The organism is Pseudomonas sp. NPDC089752, from assembly GCF_044748725.1.
Lineage (GTDB): Bacteria > Pseudomonadota > Gammaproteobacteria > Pseudomonadales > Pseudomonadaceae > Aquipseudomonas.
Genome location: NZ_JBIVGP010000007.1, coordinates 215,488 through 233,256, shown reverse-complemented (window position 1 = coordinate 233,256; position 17,769 = coordinate 215,488). Strand labels below are relative to the sequence as shown.

16 protein-coding genes and 1 pseudogene are annotated in these 17,769 nt (G+C 62.7%); 10 read left to right on the top strand and 7 right to left on the bottom strand.

Features of this window, described 5'->3' with window-relative positions; translation table 11 throughout:
- Positions 1–137: 137 nt before the first annotated feature.
- The 5 genes and pseudogenes from ACIPZF_RS14200 to ACIPZF_RS14180 all read left to right on the top strand — a co-directional run bounded on the left by ACIPZF_RS14200 (position 138) and on the right by ACIPZF_RS14180 (position 6,075).
- Positions 138–1,895, top strand: coding sequence for an ATP-binding protein (locus ACIPZF_RS14200; protein ID WP_400800247.1), 1,758 nt, complete (start codon positions 138–140; stop codon positions 1,893–1,895).
- Positions 1,889–3,223 carry a sigma-54-dependent transcriptional regulator gene (locus ACIPZF_RS14195; protein ID WP_400800244.1) on the top strand — a complete coding sequence of 445 codons (1,335 nt, stop codon included), beginning with the start codon at positions 1,889–1,891 and terminating at the stop codon, positions 3,221–3,223. Before ACIPZF_RS14200 ends, ACIPZF_RS14195 begins: the two co-directional genes overlap by 7 nt.
- Positions 3,224–3,493: 270 nt before the next feature.
- Complete coding sequence (locus ACIPZF_RS14190) at positions 3,494–4,813, top strand: MFS transporter (protein WP_400800241.1); 1,320 nt, start codon at positions 3,494–3,496, stop codon at positions 4,811–4,813.
- Positions 4,814–5,101: 288 nt separating this feature from the next.
- A pseudogene (locus tag ACIPZF_RS14185) lies at positions 5,102–5,347 on the top strand (hypothetical protein); the annotation flags it as partial.
- A gap of 122 nt (positions 5,348–5,469) precedes the next feature.
- Positions 5,470–6,075, top strand: coding sequence for a flavin reductase family protein (locus ACIPZF_RS14180; RefSeq protein WP_400800238.1), 606 nt, complete (start codon positions 5,470–5,472; stop codon positions 6,073–6,075).
- A gap of 13 nt (positions 6,076–6,088) precedes the next feature.
- On the opposite strand, the gene ACIPZF_RS14175 is transcribed toward ACIPZF_RS14180, so the two are convergent.
- Positions 6,089–6,322 (bottom strand): hypothetical protein, encoded by a 234-nt coding sequence (locus tag ACIPZF_RS14175; RefSeq protein WP_400800235.1) that lies wholly within the window; start codon positions 6,320–6,322, stop codon positions 6,089–6,091.
- 54 nt (positions 6,323–6,376) lie between these two features.
- Positions 6,377–6,670: a putative quinol monooxygenase gene (locus ACIPZF_RS14170; RefSeq protein ID WP_400800233.1), complete on the bottom strand. Its 294-nt coding sequence runs from the start codon at positions 6,668–6,670 to the stop codon at positions 6,377–6,379.
- A 202-nt stretch (positions 6,671–6,872) separates the two neighbouring features.
- Here ACIPZF_RS14170 and ACIPZF_RS14165 point away from each other — a divergent pair, with 202 nt between their 5' ends.
- Positions 6,873–7,793, top strand: a complete 921-nt coding sequence (locus ACIPZF_RS14165) for an AraC family transcriptional regulator N-terminal domain-containing protein (protein ID WP_400800230.1) — start codon at positions 6,873–6,875, stop codon at positions 7,791–7,793.
- A 3-nt stretch (positions 7,794–7,796) separates the two neighbouring features.
- On the opposite strand, the gene ACIPZF_RS14160 is transcribed toward ACIPZF_RS14165, so the two are convergent.
- The gene (locus ACIPZF_RS14160; protein WP_400800227.1) at positions 7,797–9,434 is read right to left on the bottom strand and encodes a 5-guanidino-2-oxopentanoate decarboxylase; all 1,638 of its coding nucleotides are present in this window, start codon (positions 9,432–9,434) and stop codon (positions 7,797–7,799) included.
- A gap of 114 nt (positions 9,435–9,548) precedes the next feature.
- Between ACIPZF_RS14160 and ACIPZF_RS14155 the strand changes: the two genes are divergently transcribed.
- Positions 9,549–10,424 carry a LysR substrate-binding domain-containing protein gene (locus ACIPZF_RS14155; RefSeq protein ID WP_400800224.1) on the top strand — a complete coding sequence of 292 codons (876 nt, stop codon included), beginning with the start codon at positions 9,549–9,551 and terminating at the stop codon, positions 10,422–10,424.
- Positions 10,425–10,430: 6 nt separating this feature from the next.
- On the opposite strand, the gene ACIPZF_RS14150 is transcribed toward ACIPZF_RS14155, so the two are convergent.
- Both ACIPZF_RS14150 and ACIPZF_RS14145 read right to left on the bottom strand, forming a co-directional pair.
- Entirely contained in the window at positions 10,431–11,045 is a 615-nt protein-coding gene (locus tag ACIPZF_RS14150; RefSeq protein WP_400800222.1) for an NAD(P)-dependent oxidoreductase, read from the bottom strand.
- Positions 11,046–11,072: 27 nt separating this feature from the next.
- Positions 11,073–11,948, bottom strand: a complete 876-nt coding sequence (locus tag ACIPZF_RS14145; RefSeq protein ID WP_400800219.1) for an MBL fold metallo-hydrolase — start codon at positions 11,946–11,948, stop codon at positions 11,073–11,075.
- Positions 11,949–12,052: 104 nt separating this feature from the next.
- On the opposite strand from ACIPZF_RS14145, the gene ACIPZF_RS14140 reads away from it, so the two are divergent.
- Positions 12,053–12,961 carry a LysR family transcriptional regulator gene (locus tag ACIPZF_RS14140; RefSeq protein ID WP_400800216.1) on the top strand — a complete coding sequence of 303 codons (909 nt, stop codon included), beginning with the start codon at positions 12,053–12,055 and terminating at the stop codon, positions 12,959–12,961.
- Positions 12,962–12,976: 15 nt separating this feature from the next.
- Here ACIPZF_RS14140 and ACIPZF_RS14135 read toward each other — a convergent pair whose 3' ends face one another.
- The gene (locus tag ACIPZF_RS14135; protein ID WP_400800213.1) at positions 12,977–13,846 is read right to left on the bottom strand and encodes an oxaloacetate decarboxylase; all 870 of its coding nucleotides are present in this window, start codon (positions 13,844–13,846) and stop codon (positions 12,977–12,979) included.
- Positions 13,847–14,200: 354 nt separating this feature from the next.
- Here ACIPZF_RS14135 and ACIPZF_RS14130 point away from each other — a divergent pair, with 354 nt between their 5' ends.
- Entirely contained in the window at positions 14,201–15,652 is a 1,452-nt protein-coding gene (locus ACIPZF_RS14130) for an MDR family MFS transporter (RefSeq protein WP_400800210.1), read from the top strand.
- A 72-nt stretch (positions 15,653–15,724) separates the two neighbouring features.
- On the opposite strand, the gene ttgR is transcribed toward ACIPZF_RS14130, so the two are convergent.
- A complete protein-coding gene (gene ttgR / locus ACIPZF_RS14125; protein ID WP_400800208.1) occupies positions 15,725–16,357 on the bottom strand; it encodes an efflux transport transcriptional regulator TtgR in 633 nt (210 codons plus the stop codon).
- 257 nt (positions 16,358–16,614) lie between these two features.
- Between ttgR and ttgA the strand changes: the two genes are divergently transcribed.
- A complete protein-coding gene (ttgA, locus tag ACIPZF_RS14120) occupies positions 16,615–17,769 on the top strand; it encodes a toluene efflux RND transporter periplasmic adaptor subunit TtgA (protein ID WP_400800205.1) in 1,155 nt (384 codons plus the stop codon).

The following is a 17,769-nucleotide window of genomic DNA, read 5'->3' as shown; positions in this document are numbered from 1 at the left end:
CGGTAGCCCCGGCCTCTTCGCGGGCAAGCCCGCTCCCACAGGTACAGCGCTGACTTCGAGTGCGGCGCGGTATCTGTGGGAGCGGGCTTGCCCGCGAATGGGCCGGAACAAGTCTCTCCATACTCCAGGCCCGTCTCATGCCATTATCCTTTCGCGCCCTGCGTCTGGGGCTGATCACCCTGCTGATCCTGCTGGGCACCGCGCTCAGCGCGGGCTGGGCTCTGCATCAGGCCAAGCGCCAGGCCATGGAAGATGACGCCCGCCGCGCCAGTCAGCAACTGGGTCTGTACGCCACCTCGCTGCATACCCTGATCGAACGCTACCGCGCCCTGCCTGCCGTCCTGGCACTGGATCCGGAGCTGATTCAGGCGCTGCGGGGTCCGGTCAGCGAACAGGTGCAGGACGCGCTGAATCGCAAGCTCGAACGCATCAACGGCGCGGCCAATTCCTCGACGCTTGAGCTGCTCGATCGAACCGGCCTGGCCGTTGCGGCCAGCAACTGGCGCCTGCCGACGACCTACGTCGGCTCCAACTACGGCTTTCGCCCCTATTTCAAGCAAACCCGCAGTCAAGGTAGCGGTCGTTTCTATGCGGTCGGTGTGACCAGTGGCGTGCCTGGTTACTTCCTGGCCAGCGCGGTTACCGACGAACAGGGGCGCTTCCTTGGCGCCATGGTGGTCAAGCTGGAGTTCCCCGAACTGGAGCGCGAGTGGCGTCAAGGCAGCGATATCCTGCTGGTCAGCGACGCGCGCGGCATCACCTTCATCGCCAACCAGGACGGATGGCGCTATCGAGAGCTGCAGCCACTCGAAGGCGCCGACCGCGCCGAACTGGCCGAGACCCGCCAGTACGACAAGCAGCCATTGGTGCCGCTACAGCATCAAGTGCTGACGCGCTTTGCCGAGCATAGTCATCTGAGCCGAGTGCAGGGCCCCGGTGGGTCGGCCGAATACCTGTGGGAAAGCCTGCCGCTGGCAAGCGAAGACTGGACCTTGCACCTGCTGCGCAAGCCCCAGGTGGCAACCGCTGGCCGTAACGCTGCGCTGGGCGCTGCCGCCGTATGGCTGAGCCTGGTGTTCGCCGCGCTGTTCGTCAGCCAGCGCCTGCGCCTGGCCCGGCTGCGCCAGCGCAGCCGCGAAGAGCTCAAGCGCCAGGTCGAGGAACGCACCCGCGAACTGCGCACCGCCCAGGAGGGCTTGGTGCAATCGGCGAAACTGGCCGCACTCGGTCAGATGTCCGCCGCCATGGCCCACGAGATCAATCAGCCGCTGACCACCCAGCGCATGCAGCTGGAAACCCTGCGCCTGCTGCTTGATCACGCCCGCTACGACGAAGCGCGCCAGGCGCTGGAGCCGCTTGAACAAATGCTCACGCGCATGGCTGCGCTCACCAGCCACTTGAAAACCTTTGCCCGCAACAGCCCGGTCGGCCTGCGCGAACGGCTGGACCTGGCGTCCGTTGTCGATCAGGCCCTGCATCTGCTGGACACACGCATGCGCAACGACGAGGTCGAAGTGGCGCTCTACCTCGCCCGCCCGGCCTGGGTGCGCGGCGACGCGATCCGCCTGGAGCAGGTGCTGATCAACCTGCTGCACAACGCCCTCGACGCCATGGCGGACAAACGCTACAAGCGCCTGGAAATCCGCATCGAACCCGAACAGGGCCAGTGGCGCCTGAGCGTCCTCGACTCTGGCGGAGGGATTGCCGACACCGACCTGGCCAAGGTCTTCGACCCGTTCTTTACCACCAAACCGGTAGGTGAAGGCCTTGGACTGGGCCTGGCGATATCCTATGGCATCATCGTCGAGGCCGGCGGACAGCTGCACGCCGAAAATCTGCCAGGCGGTGCGCGCCTGAGTTTTACCCTGCCCCGCGACTCGGAGCCCGTATGCTGAATTCAGTGATCGTCATCGATGATGAAGCGAGTATCCGCAGCGCTGTCGAGCAATGGCTGAACCTGTCCGGTTTCAGCGTGCAACTGTTCGCCCGTGCGGAGGATTGCCTGGCGCACCTGCCGCAGCACTTTCCGGGTGTGGTCATCAGTGACGTGCGCATGCCGGGCATGGGTGGCCTGCAACTGCTCGAACGCTTGCAGGCCGATGACCCGGACCTGCCAGTCATCCTGCTGACCGGCCACGGCGATGTACCGATGGCGGTCGAGGCCATGCGCAATGGCGCCTATGACTTCCTCGAAAAACCCTTCACGCCGCAGCATCTGCTGGGCAGCTTGCGACGCGCCCTGGAGAAACGCCAGCTAGTCCTGGAAAACCGCCGCCTGCATGAACAGGCCGACCTCAAGTCACGCCTGGAAGCCACCCTGCTGGGCATGTCTCAAGGCCTGCAGCAGCTGCGCCGACAGGTGCTCGACCTGGCCAGCCTACCGGTCAATGTGCTGATCCGTGGCGAAACCGGTAGTGGCAAGGAGCGAGTGGCGCGCTGCCTGCACGACTTCGGCCCACGCGCCGGCAAACCTTTCGTCGCGCTCAACTGCGCAGCGATCCCCGAGACACTGTTCGAGGCCGAGCTCTTCGGCCATGAGAGCGGCGCCTTTACCGGGGCACAGGGCAAGCGCATTGGCAAGCTGGAGTATGCCAACGGCGGCACGGTGTTCCTCGACGAAATCGAAAGCATGCCGCTGGCCCAGCAGGCCAAGCTGCTGCGGGTGATCCAGGAACAAAAACTGGAGCGGTTGGGGGCCAACCAGAGCATCAGCGTCGACTTGCGAATCATCGCCGCGACCAAGCCCGATTTGCTGGAAGAAGCCCGTGCCGGGCGTTTTCGCGAAGACCTGGCGTATCGCTTGAATGTCGCCGAGCTGCGTCTGGCACCGCTGCGGGAGCGGCGTGAGGACATCCCCCTGTTGTTCGAGCATTTCGCCCATGCCGCAGCCAGCAAGCTGGGCCGGACTGCTGCAGCGCTGTCGGGCACGCAGCTGGCACAGCTGCTATCGCACGACTGGCCGGGCAACGTGCGTGAGCTGGCCAACGCGGCAGAGCGGCATGCGCTGGGGCTCAGTTCGCCGAACAGTGATTCGGCGGTCATGGGCCAGTCATTGGTCGAGCAGATGGAAACATTCGAGGCGCAATGCCTGCGTGCTGCGTTGCGCCTGCATAAAGGTGAAATCAAGAGCGTGATGGAAGCGTTGCAACTGCCGCGGCGCACCTTGAATGAAAAGATGCAGCGGCATGGGTTGCTGCGTGAGGATTTCGTAGCTCGGGAATGAGCGGAATTCCGCCGATCGTTAACCCTGACTGGGCGTAAATCCGCTTACTTTCCAGATTCACGGCGCGCCCTTCGCGGGGCAAGCCCGCTCCCACAGATTCAAGGCGCAACATCAGCAACCACACGGGCCCTGTGGGAGCGGGCTTGCCCGCGAAGGGCGCACCGCGCACTCAAATGAATCGCAACGCCCCCATTTGGCACACCTTCTGCAATTGTCCTGGCAAGCAGCGCCCCAGGCGCGCTCCACAAAAACAACGAGAAGGTATCCCTGATGGATAACGCCACCTCCCTGCCAACCGGGGCGGCCGCCGCGCCGGCCACAGAAAAAACCACCGCCAGCCGCCTAAAATCGATTTTCAGTGGTTCCATCGGCAACATGGTCGAATGGTACGACTGGTACGTCTACGCCGCATTCTCGCTGTACTTCGCCAAGGCCTTCTTCCCGGCCGGCGACTCCACCGCACAACTGCTCAACACCGCCGCGATCTTCGCCGTAGGCTTCCTCATGCGCCCGATCGGTGGCTGGTTGATGGGCCTGTACGCCGACCGCAAGGGGCGCAAGGCCGCGCTGATGGCCTCGGTACTGCTGATGTGCGCCGGCTCGCTGGTCATCGCCCTGACCCCGGGCTATGAAACCATCGGCGTCGCCGCGCCAGTACTGCTGGTCATCGCACGCCTGATGCAGGGCCTGTCGGTGGGTGGCGAATACGGCACCTCTGCCACTTACCTCAGCGAGATGGCCAGCAAGGAACGCCGTGGCTTCTTCTCCAGCTTCCAGTACGTGACCCTGATTTCCGGCCAGCTCATCGCCCTGGCGGTACTGATCGTCCTGCAGCAGACGCTGACTACCGAGGAACTGTATGCCTGGGGCTGGCGTGTACCCTTCGTGATCGGCGCGCTGTGCGCGGTAGTTGCCCTGTACCTGCGCCGTGGCATGGAAGAAACCGCCTCGTTCACCAAGAAGGAAAAGGCCAAGGAAAGCCTGATGCGCACCTTGCTGCGCCATCCCAAGGAATTGATGACCGTGGTCGGCCTGACCATGGGCGGCACCCTGGCGTTCTACACCTACACCACCTACATGCAGAAGTACCTGGTCAACACCGTGGGCATGAGCATCAGTGACTCGACCACCATCTCGGCGGCCACACTGTTCCTGTTCATGTGCCTGCAGCCGATCATCGGCGGCCTGTCCGACAAGATCGGCCGTCGCCCGATCCTGATCGCCTTCGGTGTGCTCGGCACTCTGTTCACCGTGCCGATCCTCAGCACCCTGCACACCATCCAGACCTGGTGGGGCGCGTTCTTCCTGATCATGGCGGCGCTGATCATCGTCAGTGGCTATACCTCGATCAATGCCGTGGTCAAAGCCGAGCTGTTCCCAACCGAAATTCGCGCCCTGGGGGTTGGCCTGCCTTACGCCCTGACTGTGTCCATCTTCGGCGGCACTGCAGAATATGTGGCCCTGTGGTTCAAGAGCGCCGGGATGGAGAGCGGTTTCTACTGGTACGTCACGGCGTGCATCGCCTGCTCGCTGTTGGTGTACGCAACCATGAAGGACACCAAGCAGCATTCGCGGATTACCACTGACTGATAGTGATCCAGCGGTAAACACAAGGCGCTCCGGAGACGGGGCGCCTTTTTTGTTTGAGATCGGGTGACCTACTTAACCCTTCTTTAATTCAGCGCCCTCATCCTCATCACTGAAAAAACGCCACTTTGTCACCTGCTACGTGCCAAGCGTACAAGCAGGATAGACGCCTTGATCGATCTATTTAGCTGATATTTAGATGCGAATATTTGCGCTTTTTAATCAATTTAATAGGCGTAACATCAAATCCATAGAAACAAGCAACCTCTCGAACCCAACGGAGCAACGACCATGAAAAACAAACTGATCCTCACCGTGGCCCTCTCGATTTTCGCTACTGGCGCCTTCGCCGAAGATGGCTTCGACCGTACCAACGCACACACCTTCGCAGCCGCTCAGACGCAAGCAGCCACTTATGCCGAAGATGGTTTTGATCGCACGGGTGCACAGCGCTTCGCCGAAGACGGCTTTGATCGCACCGGCGGCCAGCGTTTTGCAGAAAATGGCTTCGACCGCACCAACGCCCACCGCTTCAGCTGATCACTGATGCGTGTCATTCGCCCGGCCTTGGCCGGGCTTGATCATTTTCAGGCGGACGCAGAATTGGCACACTAGGCGCCTCGTCCCCCCCAGAGGTAGGGCCAGCAGGCCTAACGCAGATGTACTACTACGAACCCGCCAAAGGCCACGGCCTGCCCCACGACCCGTTCAATGCCATCGTCGGCCCGCGCCCGATCGGCTGGATCTCTTCGCAGAGCAGCGAAGGCCAACTGAACCTAGCGCCTTACAGCTTCTTCAACGCTTTCAACTACATTCCGCCGATCATCGGATTCTGCAGCGTTGGGCGCAAAGACAGCCTGAACAATATCGAGCAAACCGGTGAGTTCGTCTGGAACCTGGCCACCCGCCCGCTGGCGGAGCAGATGAACCAGAGCTGTGCGGCAGTGGCGGCGGATGTGAACGAATTCCAGCTGAGCGGCTTGACTGCAACGCCGTCGAGCATCGTTCAAGTGCCGCGCGTGGGCGAAAGCCCGGTGGCCTTCGAATGCAAGGTGAGCCAGATCGTCCAGCTCAAGCGTGCCGACCAGGAACTGGTGTCAAGCTGGCTGATTCTTGGCGAAGTGGTGGCGGTGCATATTGCCGAGCACTTGCTCAAGGACGGCATCTACGACACGGCCGCCGCCGAACCGATCTTGCGTGGCGGTGGCCCGGCGGATTACTTCGAGCTGGGCAACCTGTTCCAGATGCGCAGGCCGCAGGTCTGATCGAACGCGCTGCCTACCAGACCAGCTCGCCGTCTTCACTGACGCCCTGGAGGCGCTCCAGCTCCGTGCAGGCGGCTTCATCGGCCGCCATGGCGCCTTTGAAAACCTGACCGTCCAGCACCTTGTGGAAACGCGGCGCGCCGCCCATGCCCAAGGCCTTGACTGCGATGGCGGCGTTGTATCCGCCCCCTTCTACTGGGACCATCGCCGAAACCGCTTCGAAATGGGGGAATTCTCTACGTGCCATGTTGCTATCCGCCTGGTTTATCGAGGCGGCATTCTAACCTGTGTGACGGGGCATTCAATCGAAGGTATGCAGGTCCAGGCTGCTGACCACCTGGGCTTGCACCAACTCGCCAAATAACTGCAGGGTCGGCGAGGCGAAATAGCCGCTCATTGCCTGCTGATCGCGCCAGCTACCGCTAAGCAGCCACAGGTCAGCATCGGCTTGGGAGCGCTGTACAGTAAAGCTCAGGCAGCCAGGCGTACTCAGCGAGGGTTCGAGCAGGTCACGCAGGCGCGCGCCCAACTCTGCCGAACGACCGCTGCTGGCACGGATGAAAGCCAAGTGGGTGACCGGTTGTGAAAGGGCCATTGCACGATCTCCTTGAAGCAGGCGGACAGAAAAACCAGGCTGCCAAGATTAGGTGCGCCCCCGCATCGCGCGTTAGGCCATTACTGCACGTCGATTGCCTGATCCTGCCGCGCTGCAGGATCAGGCAATCGACGTGCAGCTTTCGACTAGCGCCCGCCATTGCCCAAACCTATGCTGCGTCGGTCAGCAGAGGATAGCCATCATGACCACTACCCCGTCCACCGATCCGACCCTGGAAGTACAGCGCCTGGAGCTGGCGGAGTTGATCAGCCGTCACGGTGGTGACGCCCACGGCCCGGCATCGGCCATCGATGACCTGTACCTGGTGCGCTACACCGAGAATGTCCGCTCCGTACCGTCCGTGGCGCAACCCGCCCTGTGCATCCTGGCCCAGGGCAGCAAAAGCCTGTTCCTCGGCGACGAGCAGTACGCTTACGACCCGTTGCATTACATGGTGGTGTCGGTGGCCCTGCCGCTAAGCGGTGCGAAGCTCGATGCCAGCCCGGAAAACCCGTGCCTTGGCCTGCGCCTGGACCTCGACCCGGCCGAAATCAGCCAGTTGATCGCCGAAAGCGGCCCGATGCTGGTCCCCAACCTGCCGTCCGGCCGCGGCCTGTTCGTGGAAAAAACCGATCCGCAACTGCTAGACGCGCTGCTGCGGCTAATCCGCCTGCTGGACTCGCCCCGTGACATTGCCATGTTGGCGCCGCTGATCCGTCGGGAGATCCTTTACCGTCTGCTGCGTGGCCCACAGGGCTACAGGCTGTACGAAATCGCCCTGGCCAACAGCCAGACGCACCGGGTGTGCCAGGCCATCACCTGGCTCAACCAGAACTTCCAGCAGCCCCTGCGCATCGAGGACCTGGCGCGGGAGGTCAACCTCAGCACCTCCACCCTGCACCACCGGTTCAAGGCGGTGACCTCCATGAGTCCGTTGCAGTACCAGAAGCAGCTGCGCCTGCAGGAGGCGCGGCGGCTGATGCTCAACGACGGCCTGGAGGCAGCGGTGGCGGGTTATCGGGTGGGCTATGAAAGCCCGTCCCAGTTCAGCCGCGAATACAGCCGGCTGTATGGTGCGCCACCGCTCCGCGATGTCGCACGCTTGCGTGCCAGTGCCAGCTGAAAGTCAGCCCTGCACGGCCGCCTGCCACTGGTTCTGATCGACCTGGATCAGGGTTGGCCCTCGGCGCTCCACCGCCCGCCCGAGGGCAGCCTGCAGTTGCGCCACATCGCCGACATCTTCGGCTTCTGCCCCCAAGGCACGGGCGACGCCGATGAAGTCCGGGGTATGGATATCCACACCGACCGGCTCGATCGCGCGGTTGACCATGTACTTCTTGATCTCTTCGTAGCCCTGGTTATTCCACAGCAGCACGATCAACGGCACCTGCGCTTCCACTGCGCTGGCCAGCTCCGGCAGGGTAAACTGCAGGCCGCCATCGCCAATCAGGCACACCACCGGCGAGCGCGCGGCAGGTTGTTCGGCGCTGCCCAGCCAGGCGCCCATCGCTGCTGGCAGCGCATAACCCAAGGTGCCGTAGCCGGTCGAGGCATTGAACCAGCGGCGTGGCTGATCCATGTCCAGGGTCAGGTTGCCGGTGTACACCGGCTGGGTCGAGTCCCCCACCAGGATGGCAGTGGGCAGACGCTCCAGGATGCTGGTCAGCAGGCGGGTCTGGCTCAGCGTCGGCTGATCCCAATCAGCGTTCAGCGCCTCACGCAGGCGCTGCACACGCGTTGCTCCCCAGCTGACATCACGGGACGGCTGCGGCAGCGCCTGCAAATGGTCGAGTAGTGCCTGCGCCGCCAGTTCGGCATCGGCAACCAGGGCCAGCTCCGGCAGGTAATTGCGCACGGTCTGATCCGGGTCGATGTCGATGCGCAGCAGGCTACCGGGGATTTCAAAGCCACCCTTGAAGGTCACGTCGTAGTCGGTCTCGGCCAGCTCGGTGCCGATCGCCAGCACCACGTCGGCCTCCGCCACCAGCGCACGGGTGGCGACCAGCGATTGCGTCGAACCCATTTGCAGCGGGTGTTTTGCCGGCAGCAGGCCCTTGGCATTGATGGTCAGCGCTACCGGGGCCTGCAAATGCTCAGCCAGGCGCGCAAGCACAGCACCTGCGGCCAGCGCACCCCCCCCTGCCAGGATCAACGGCTTGCGCGCCGTGGCCAGGCGTTCGGCCATCTGTGCCACGGCCTGCGGCGCGGCGCCTGCGCGGCTGCTGCGAACCGGACGCCCTGGCAGCAGGTGGTCAGCGGGCTCTACCAGCACATCCAGCGGGATCTCGATATGCACCGGGCGTGGCCGCGCGCCATCGAACACGGCAAAGGCACGGGCCAGAACTTGCGGCAGGTCGTCGGCGCTCATCAGCGTTTGCGAGAAGGCCGCGACGCCAGCCACCAGCGCGCTCTGGTTGGGCAACTCGTGCAACTTGCCACGGCCACCGCCCAGTTGGTCGCGCGACTGGACGCTGGAAATCACCAGCATCGGGATCGAATCGGCGTAGGCCTGCCCCATGGCGGTGGTGATGTTGGTCATCCCGGGGCCAGTGATGATGAAACACACGCCCGGCGTGCCACGGGTGCGCGCATAACCGTCAGCCATGAACCCAGCGCCCTGCTCGTGGCGAGGGGTGATGTGCCGGATGGACGAGCCCGCCAATCCGCGGTAGAGCTCCACGGTATGCACGCCGGGGATGCCGAAGACATGGTCTACGCCATAGCCTTCGAGGAGTTTGACCAGTACTTCGCCGCAGGTTGCCATCGGATTTCACCTTGGATCTTGTTGGAATCTAGGCGCATTGGACCCAACCCACAGCTATCGCCACAAGGCAAAAAAACACATACTAGCCATGTCCTGTAATCATGGCTTGCCGCGATGAAACGCCTCCCGCCCCTCCCCGCCTTGCACACGTTTCTGGTCACCGCCCAGCACTGCAATTTCACCCGTGCCGCGCAGCAGTTGCATATCAGCCAAGGTGCCGTCAGCCGCCAGATCGCCGGGCTGGAAGAACACCTGGGTTACACCTTGTTCCAGCGCCAGGCCCGGGGCTTGAGCCTGACCCGCGAGGGGCAGGACTGGCTGCCGCGCGTGCAGCAGGTTTTCGCGCTGATCGAACAAGGTGTACGCGAGGTGGGCGGCCGAAGCACCACCCTGCAGCTCAAGGCGCCGACCTGCGTGATGCGCTGGTTGCTGCCGCGCTTGATGGAATGGCAAGCACTGCGCCCGGATGTGCCGGTGGAACTGACCACCACGGTGCAACACGGGGTGGACTTTCGCAGAGAAGGATTCGATGCAGCCGTTGTCTATGGCAGCTTGCCCAATCATGGGCTGCGGGTGCGCAAACTGTTCGACGAGCAACTCACGCCGGTCTGTGCGCCATCGTTACTGGCGGGGCCGGTACCGTTGAAACAGGTCGAGGACCTGGCGCGCCATATGCTGCTGCACCCGTCGCGGGATGAGCATGATTGGCGCCTCTGGCTGCAGTCGGCGGGAGCGGCGTTCGACCTGCAAGGGCCGAAGCAGCATTTCGAGACCCTGGACATGGCCATGGCCATGGCCTCCCAAGGCACTGGGGTGGCCATTGGCGATTGGGCGCTGATTGGCGATGACCTACGCGGCGGGCGCTTGTGCATGCCGTTCGGCTTGAAGGTGATCACCGGTAAAGGCTATTACCTGGTCAGCCAGGCCAAGAGCCTGCCAGCAGGGCTGATCGAGCTGATGGACTGGCTGGAAGGTCGCGCTGGGCAATGACAGGCCTTAGTAGCCGGCAGTAAACCGTTGTTTCGAATGCGCCGGTTTTTCCAGCTCATCGAGCATGGCAATCGCGAAGTCGGCAAAGGTAATCCAGCTTTTGCCATCAGCGCCAATCAGCAGATGGTCCTTGCCCAAGGTGTAATGCCCCGTGCGCTCGCCTTCGACGAACTCTGCCGAGGGCGACAGGAAGGTCCAGTCCAGGTTCTGCTCCTGGCGCAGCACGTCGAGAAAACGAACCCCGGCACTGGCCTCGGCCTTGTAGGCCTCAGGGAAGTCCGGGCTGTCGATCACTCGATGTCCGGAAGGCAACAGCAGGCTACCGGCACCGCCCACCACCAACAGGCGCTTTACCCCGGCACGCTTTACCGGCTCGATGATCGCATGCGGCTCGATGGTCGAGAAATGCGCCGCACTCAGCACGGCGTCCACACCATCGACAGCCTTTTGCAATGCAGCGCTGTCCTTTACATCGAGTGCCTGCACGGTGACACCGGCACGCCCTTGCAGGAATGAGGGGTCTCGGGCGATGGCCAGCACGCTGTGCCCCCTGCGCAGGGCTTCTTCCAGCAGTTGGCTGCCGGCACGGCCAGTGGCACCGATGATTGCTATCTTGCTCATGAGGAACCTTCCTTCAATTGAATGGGATTACCACTTCATCTCGCCCTTGGCGACCTTGGCACCGAGCTCCAGCGAGCTTTCGTCGGCCAGGTCCGGGTAACGTTTTTTCATCGCGCCAATCAGTGCATTGGCATCCTTGGCCTTGGCCGCTTCAGCATCGAAGGCGCGGATATAGCCCGCCGTGAAACGCACGGCATCGAGCGAATGCTTGCTCTGGCCCAGATAGTGCCCGGCCACCACGGTGCGCGGCGCCAATTGCTCGATTTGTGTGAGCGTGCCCAACCAGTCGACATGGGACTTGGCCGACTGGGTATCAGCCATCCACACGTGGATGTTTTCGGAAACCACCACGCCACCGACCACCGCCTTGATCGAGGGGATCCAGACAAAGCTGCGCTCAGGTTGCGGACCATCCAGCCCCATGACATCGAGCGCTTGCCCCTCAAGCATCAGGCGATTGCCATCGAGCACCTGCGGTAGCACCAGGCGCGCCGGTTGGTCCGCGCCCATCTGCGGGCCCCAGTAGGCCAGCTTGGCGTCCATGGTCTGGCGGATATGGGCAACGGTAGCGGCCGAGGCGACCACCTTGGCCTGCGGGAATGCCTGGGTGAGGGTATCGAGGCCGAAGTAGTAGTCGGGATCGCCATGGCTGATATAGATGGTCGTCAGGCGTTTGCCGCCAGCACGCAGGCGCTGCACCACCTGTTCAGCCTGGGCCTTGCCGAACTGGGCATCGACCAGGATGGCGTCTTTCTCGCCGCTGACGATCACCGAGCTGACCGGGAAGATGGCCTCATGGCCCGGGTTGTAGATATCCAGTTGCAATGGCTCGGCGGCCTGGGCCTGAGCCGTCATGGCCAGACCTGCCAGAACCAGACTGCGCAAGGGAGTGAAAATCGACATGCTCTGTGACCGTCCGCTAGAAGAATGATCAACAGCTTAGTTGCCAAATCCATGACAAAAAATGCGATGCTCGAACATAGTTTGTTTCTAAAAACGAGCAGATCATGGACCGTCTCAACGCCATGCGCGTTTTCATCACCGTCGTCGACCTGGGCAGCCAGTCGGCAGCGGCGGATCATCTGCAGCTATCGCGGCCGGTGGTCTCGCGCTACCTGGCAGAATTGGAAGAATGGGTTGGCGCACGACTGATGCAGCGCACCACGCGCAAACTGAGCCTGACCGCCGCCGGCCTGGAGACCCTACCCCGTTGCCGCCAGTTGCTGGAACTGGCCGGCGACCTGCAATCCGCCGTTCGCCAACCGGAAGATGCCCCCCGCGGCGCACTGCGCATCAGCGTCAGTACTTCGTTCGGCCAGGCACAGCTGGTGGATGCGGTGGCCGCCTACGTGCGGCGCTACCCTGGGGTCAAGGTCGAACTGCAGATGCTCGATCGCACGGTCAATCTGGTGGACGAGCGCATCGACCTGGCCATCCGCACCAGCAACGACCTGGACCCCAACCTGATCGCCCGGCGGCTGACCGTTTGCCGATCGGTCGTCTGTGCGGCACCGGCCTATCTGCTTGAGCACGGTACGCCGCAGCGGGTCGAGGAGCTGAGTCGGCACAACTGCCTTACCCATGCCTACTTCGGCCATAGCCTTTGGCAATTCGATGTGGACGGCCAGCAGGTCGCTGTGCCGGTGGAGGGGAATATCAGTGCCAATGAGGCGCTGACGCTGCAAAAGGCCGCAGTGGCCGGCGCCGGGATCGCCATGCTGCCAACCTATCAGGCTGCGGCGGCCCTGCGCACGGGCGAACTGATGCGCCTGTTGCCCGATGCGCGACCACAAGCGCTGAACCTGAACGCGGTGTACACGTCACGCAAGCACATGCCGGCAACGTTGCGCAGCATGTTGGACTTCCTCGCTCAGCGGTTCAGCGATGAGCCTGAGTGGGATGCCGGTTTGCCGTGAAGGGCAGCGTCCTGCTCACTCCTCGACGCTCATGTACTCCTTGGCCCAGCGGATGTAATCCTCGGGCTGGGTATAGGTGTGCGAGAGCTCGGTGGCACTGAGGTTTTCCGACTTGTTCTGCTGACCGCGCTGCAGGCGCAGGCAGTCGTAGGTGGCCTTGATAGCGGCAAAATACGCGGCGTGGCCATCGACCACGATGCGCACGCCCAAACGCGCCAGGCGCTCGTCATCGCGCAGGTTGGGGTTGGCGTAGGTCACCAGCATCAACGGCACGGTCAGGTGCTCGGCAATCTGCTCCAGCTGCTCGAAGTCTTTCACGCCCACCATGCAGATGCCGTCAGCGCCGGCCTTCTGGTAGCTCTGGGTACGCACGATGATTTCTTCGGTGCTGAGCACCCCGGCGTTGGTCCGGGCGATGATCGACAGCGACGAATCGACTCGTGCCTCCAGCGCCGCGCGGATTTTGCCGACGCCCTCTTCGACCGGGATCAGGTCGGTGGACTTGCGACCGAACTGGGCCGGCAGCAGAGTATCTTCGATGGTCAGCGCAGCGACGCCGGCACGCTCCAGTTCAATCACCGTGCGCATGACATTGAGGGCGTTGCCGTACCCATGGTCGGCATCAGCGAGCACCGGCAGCTGGGCCACGCGCCCGATGCGAGTGGCCTGCTCGACGAATTCGCTCAAAGTGATCAGGGCAAAGTCAGGCGCAGCCAGTACCTGCAACGACGCGACCGAGCCGCCGAGAATACCGACTTCGAAACCTAGATCGGCAGCGATGCGCGCCGACATCGGGTCGAACACGGACGCCGTGTGGTAGCAGGAACCTGAAGCGAGCAGCTCGCGGAAGGCAAAACGCAAATCTTGGTGGGAAGCCCTGGGCATGATCACTCCGCTTATAGGTGAAATTGAACGGTTGCTACCGACCCCTGAATCGGGTCTACCTGACCTGTTCCAACCGTCGCCATCTGGGCGGTCATGCTCGACATGCAGGCAGAGGAATAAAAGGTGTGGGATACAGCGGCACTGAAATCCTGCGACAACTTGCTGCACCAAGCTGGTGCAAGCCCCGGATTTCAGCCCCTGCGGCCCATGCACGATATCACGCGGCCATGCAGCACTGGATGAATGCGCCAATGCCGATCTTGCATAGGGGATGCAGATAGTACATAGGAAGCTACCGAAGTCGGGTTACAATTTGAAACTCCTCATGAACCGTCCGTTAAGCGAAGGTACATCGTGACAGCCGCCCTGCCCCCTATCGCCCTGCGCAACGTCCTCACTGCATTGATGCTGGCGATCTTTCTCGGTGCGCTCGACCAGACCATCGTCGCCGTCTCCCTGCCAGCGATTTCCGCCCAGTTCAACGACGTGGGCCTGCTGGCCTGGGTAATCTCCGGCTACATGGTGGCGATGACCGTGGCCGTGCCGATCTACGGCAAGCTCGGTGATTTGTACGGTCGCCGACGCATGATCCTCACCGGCATCAGCCTGTTCACCCTGGCCTCGGTCGCCTGCGCCCTGGCCCAGGACATGCAGCAGCTGGTGCTGGCGCGGGTGCTGCAAGGTATCGGCGCTGGCGGCATGGTTTCAGTGAGCCAGGCGATCATTGGCGACTTCGTCCCGCCCCGCGAACGAGGGCGTTATCAGGGCTATTTCAGCAGCATGTATGCCGTGGCGAGTGTTGCCGGGCCGGTGCTGGGTGGCTGGCTGACCGAATATATGTCGTGGCGTTGGGTGTTCTGGATCAACCTGCCCCTGGGCTTGGTCGCCCTGTGGGCGATCCAGCGCGCACTGAGCGGCATGCCGGTACAGCGCCGGCAGGCGCAGGTGGACTATCTCGGGGCGGTGTTGCTGATTCTGGGATTGGGTAGCCTGTTGCTGGGCATCACCCTCGTCGGCCAGGGCCAGCCTTGGAGCGCGCCTTCCGTGCTGGCCTTGTTTGCCTGCGCAGGGCTGGGCACGGTGTTGTTCATCGGTCACGAACGCCGCCACCCGGAGCCCTTGCTGCCCCTCGGTCTATTTGGCAACCCGGTGGCCGTCTTGTGTTGGGGAGTGATTTTCTTCGCCAGCTTCCAGTCGATCTCGCTGACCATGCTGATGCCCTTGCGTTATCAGGGCATCACCGGTGCAGGTGCCGACAGCGCGGCGCTGCACCTGTTGCCTTTGGCGATTGGCCTGCCCATCGGGGCGTTTACCGGCGGACGCATGACCAGTTTCACGGGGCGCTACAAGCCGCAGATTCTCGCTGGCGCGCTGCTGATGCCGGTGGCGATCTTCGCCATGGCCATCACACCGCCGCAATCCGCGCTGCTCAGCGCCGTGTTCATGCTGCTGACCGGTATCGCCTGCGGCCTGCAGTTCCCGACCTCGCTGGTCGGCACCCAGAGTGCGGTAAGTAGCAAGGACATCGGCGTGGCCACCAGCACCACCAACCTGTTCCGCTCGCTGGGCGGGGCCATGGGCGTGGCGTGCATGTCCAGCCTGCTGCTGGCGCTGCTGCACCAAGGTGGCTTCGAGCTGCTGGGTAATCCACTGCTGGGGAGCTTGCAGGCAGGCGAGCCGGATCCGACGACCCAGGCACGCTTGCTGGAAACCTTCCGCCATCTGTTGCTGGGCAGCGCAGCGGTGGCATTGCTGGGCCTGGTGGCCGCCTTGGCGTTACCCGACCGGCAACTGCGCGGGCATTAACGCATCAGCCGAAGGTATTAATCCCCCCTTAATATCGGCGGGAAACACTCCCTCACAATCCTTAACAAAGTGTCATTTGCGCAATGCGGGGCTCAAGCGCAGCATATCCAGCCCGGTGTCGACCCATTTTTCAACATCGCGCAGCAGGTCGAAGCTGTCCGGCAACAACAGCCAGCGCCCGATCAGGCCATCGACATAGGCAAACAACGCCACGGCCGCGTGCTCAACATTCAGCTCGGCCGGCAGCTGCTCACGGCGCACGGCATTGGCCAGCGCCAGGGTAATGCCCTCGTGGCAATCCAGCACTGCGCTCTGGCGCTGCTGGCGAATTTCACACATGTCATCGGTGAACTCGCACTTGTGATGCAGGATTTCATTGATACGCCGGGTACGGGCGTCGAGCACCAGCTCGTTGAACACTTGCAGCAGCAGCTTGCGCATGCAGCCAAGCGGGTCGACTTCGTCCTCGCTTTCGCTGGCGCGCGCCAAGTGGTCATGGGTTTCGTGCAGGCTGTCGAGCAGCGCCTGCACCAGCTCCGCCTTGTTATTAAAATGCCAGTAGATCGCACCCCGGGTCACGCCCGCCAGCTCGGCAATGTCGGCCAGGGTGGTTCGCGCAACCCCGCGCTTGTAGAAGGCCTTTTCCGCAGCCTCGATGATTTGCGCGCGGGTTTCCTGGGCTTCTTCTTTGGTTCGACGGACCATGGCAGTACAACCTCATCTGGGCCCGCAAGCGCGTCGCGTGCGGGACGTCCGCCGGGAGCACCTCTGCAGGGTACCGCCCGGATAGGCTAATCAAGGGGCTGGGAACGTAGACAGGTACAACCCAACGCTATTTACAAACAAGCATGAATGTAAGTATATTCGTTAGTAAGCTATTTATCCACCTGATAGCATTTTTTCTGACCAGACTCTTCCATTACTCTTGAGCGTCTCCCCGCTCCAGCGACCCGAGGATCCTCATGCAATTCAAGCCAGCCGTTACCGCTCTGGTTTCCGCCGTCGCCCTGGCAACTCTGCTAAGTGGCTGCAAGAAAGAAGAAGCCGCGCCCGCAGCACAGGCTCCTCAGGTCGGCGTCGTGACCCTTCAGCCACAAGCCTTCACCCTGACCTCGGAACTGCCGGGGCGCACCAGCGCCTACCGCGTCGCCGAAGTTCGCCCACAGGTCAATGGCATCATTCTCAAGCGCCTGTTCAAGGAAGGCAGTGACGTCAAGGAAGGCCAGCAGCTGTATCAGATCGACCCGGCCGTGTACGAAGCCAACCTGGCCAACGCCCAGGCCAACCTGCAGGCAACCCGCTCGCTGGCCGAGCGCTACAAGCAGCTGATCGACGAACAGGCAGTGTCCAAGCAGGAATACGACGACGCCAATGCCAAACGATTGCAAGCCGATGCCTCGCTGAAAAGCGCCCAGATCGACCTGCGTTACACCAAGGTCCTGGCGCCGATCAGCGGTCGTATCGGGCGTTCGTCGTTCACCGAGGGTGCGCTGGTAAGCAATGGTCAGACCAACGCCATGGCCACCATCCAGCAGCTCGACCCGATCTATGTCGACGTCACCCAGTCCACCGCCGAGCTGCTCAAGCTGCGCCGTGACCTGGAAAGCGGCCAACTGCAGAAGGCCGGCGATAACTCGGCCTCGGTGCAACTGGTACTGGAAGACGGCAGCCTGTTCAAACGTGACGGTCGCCTGGAGTTCTCCGAAGTCGCGGTCGACGAGACCACCGGTTCCGTGACCCTGCGCGCGATCTTCCCCAACCCCGACCACACCCTGCTGCCCGGCATGTTCGTGCATGCGCGGCTCAAGGCCGGGGTCAACAGCAACGCCATCCTGGCCCCACAGCAAGGCGTCACCCGTGACCTCAAGGGTGCACCGACCGCACTGGTGGTCAACCAGGAGAACAAGGTCGAACTGCGCCAGCTCAAGGCCAGCCGGACCCTGGGCAGCGACTGGCTGATCGAGGAAGGCCTGAACCCGGGCGACCGCCTGATCACCGAAGGCCTGCAATACGTGCGCCCTGGCGTCGAGGTCAAGGTCAGCGAGGCCACCAACGTCAAGAAGCCAGGTAGCCCTGATCAGGCCAACGCGGCCAAAGCAGACGCCAAAGCGGAGTAA

Excerpts from the sequence above, each read along its gene's own strand:
- ACIPZF_RS14170 (WP_400800233.1), bottom strand. The coding sequence starts at position 6,670 with ATGGCCCTTTCACAACCGGTCACCCACTTGGCTTTCATCCGTGCCAGC.
- ACIPZF_RS14155 (WP_400800224.1), top strand. The coding sequence starts at position 9,549 with ATGAAACGCCTCCCGCCCCTCCCCGCCTTGCACACGTTTCTGGTCACC.
- ACIPZF_RS14180 (WP_400800238.1), top strand. The coding sequence starts at position 5,470 with ATGTACTACTACGAACCCGCCAAAGGCCACGGCCTGCCCCACGACCCG.
- ACIPZF_RS14165 (WP_400800230.1), top strand. The coding sequence starts at position 6,873 with ATGACCACTACCCCGTCCACCGATCCGACCCTGGAAGTACAGCGCCTG.
- ACIPZF_RS14140 (WP_400800216.1), top strand. The coding sequence starts at position 12,053 with ATGGACCGTCTCAACGCCATGCGCGTTTTCATCACCGTCGTCGACCTG.
- ACIPZF_RS14160 (WP_400800227.1), bottom strand. The coding sequence starts at position 9,434 with ATGGCAACCTGCGGCGAAGTACTGGTCAAACTCCTCGAAGGCTATGGC.
- ACIPZF_RS14175 (WP_400800235.1), bottom strand. The coding sequence starts at position 6,322 with ATGGCACGTAGAGAATTCCCCCATTTCGAAGCGGTTTCGGCGATGGTC.
- ACIPZF_RS14200 (WP_400800247.1), top strand. The coding sequence starts at position 138 with ATGCCATTATCCTTTCGCGCCCTGCGTCTGGGGCTGATCACCCTGCTG.
- ACIPZF_RS14195 (WP_400800244.1), top strand. The coding sequence starts at position 1,889 with ATGCTGAATTCAGTGATCGTCATCGATGATGAAGCGAGTATCCGCAGC.
- ttgA (WP_400800205.1), top strand. The coding sequence starts at position 16,615 with ATGCAATTCAAGCCAGCCGTTACCGCTCTGGTTTCCGCCGTCGCCCTG.
- ttgR (WP_400800208.1), bottom strand. The coding sequence starts at position 16,357 with ATGGTCCGTCGAACCAAAGAAGAAGCCCAGGAAACCCGCGCGCAAATC.
- ACIPZF_RS14150 (WP_400800222.1), bottom strand. The coding sequence starts at position 11,045 with ATGAGCAAGATAGCAATCATCGGTGCCACTGGCCGTGCCGGCAGCCAA.
- ACIPZF_RS14145 (WP_400800219.1), bottom strand. The coding sequence starts at position 11,948 with ATGTCGATTTTCACTCCCTTGCGCAGTCTGGTTCTGGCAGGTCTGGCC.
- ACIPZF_RS14135 (WP_400800213.1), bottom strand. The coding sequence starts at position 13,846 with ATGCCCAGGGCTTCCCACCAAGATTTGCGTTTTGCCTTCCGCGAGCTG.
- ACIPZF_RS14190 (WP_400800241.1), top strand. The coding sequence starts at position 3,494 with ATGGATAACGCCACCTCCCTGCCAACCGGGGCGGCCGCCGCGCCGGCC.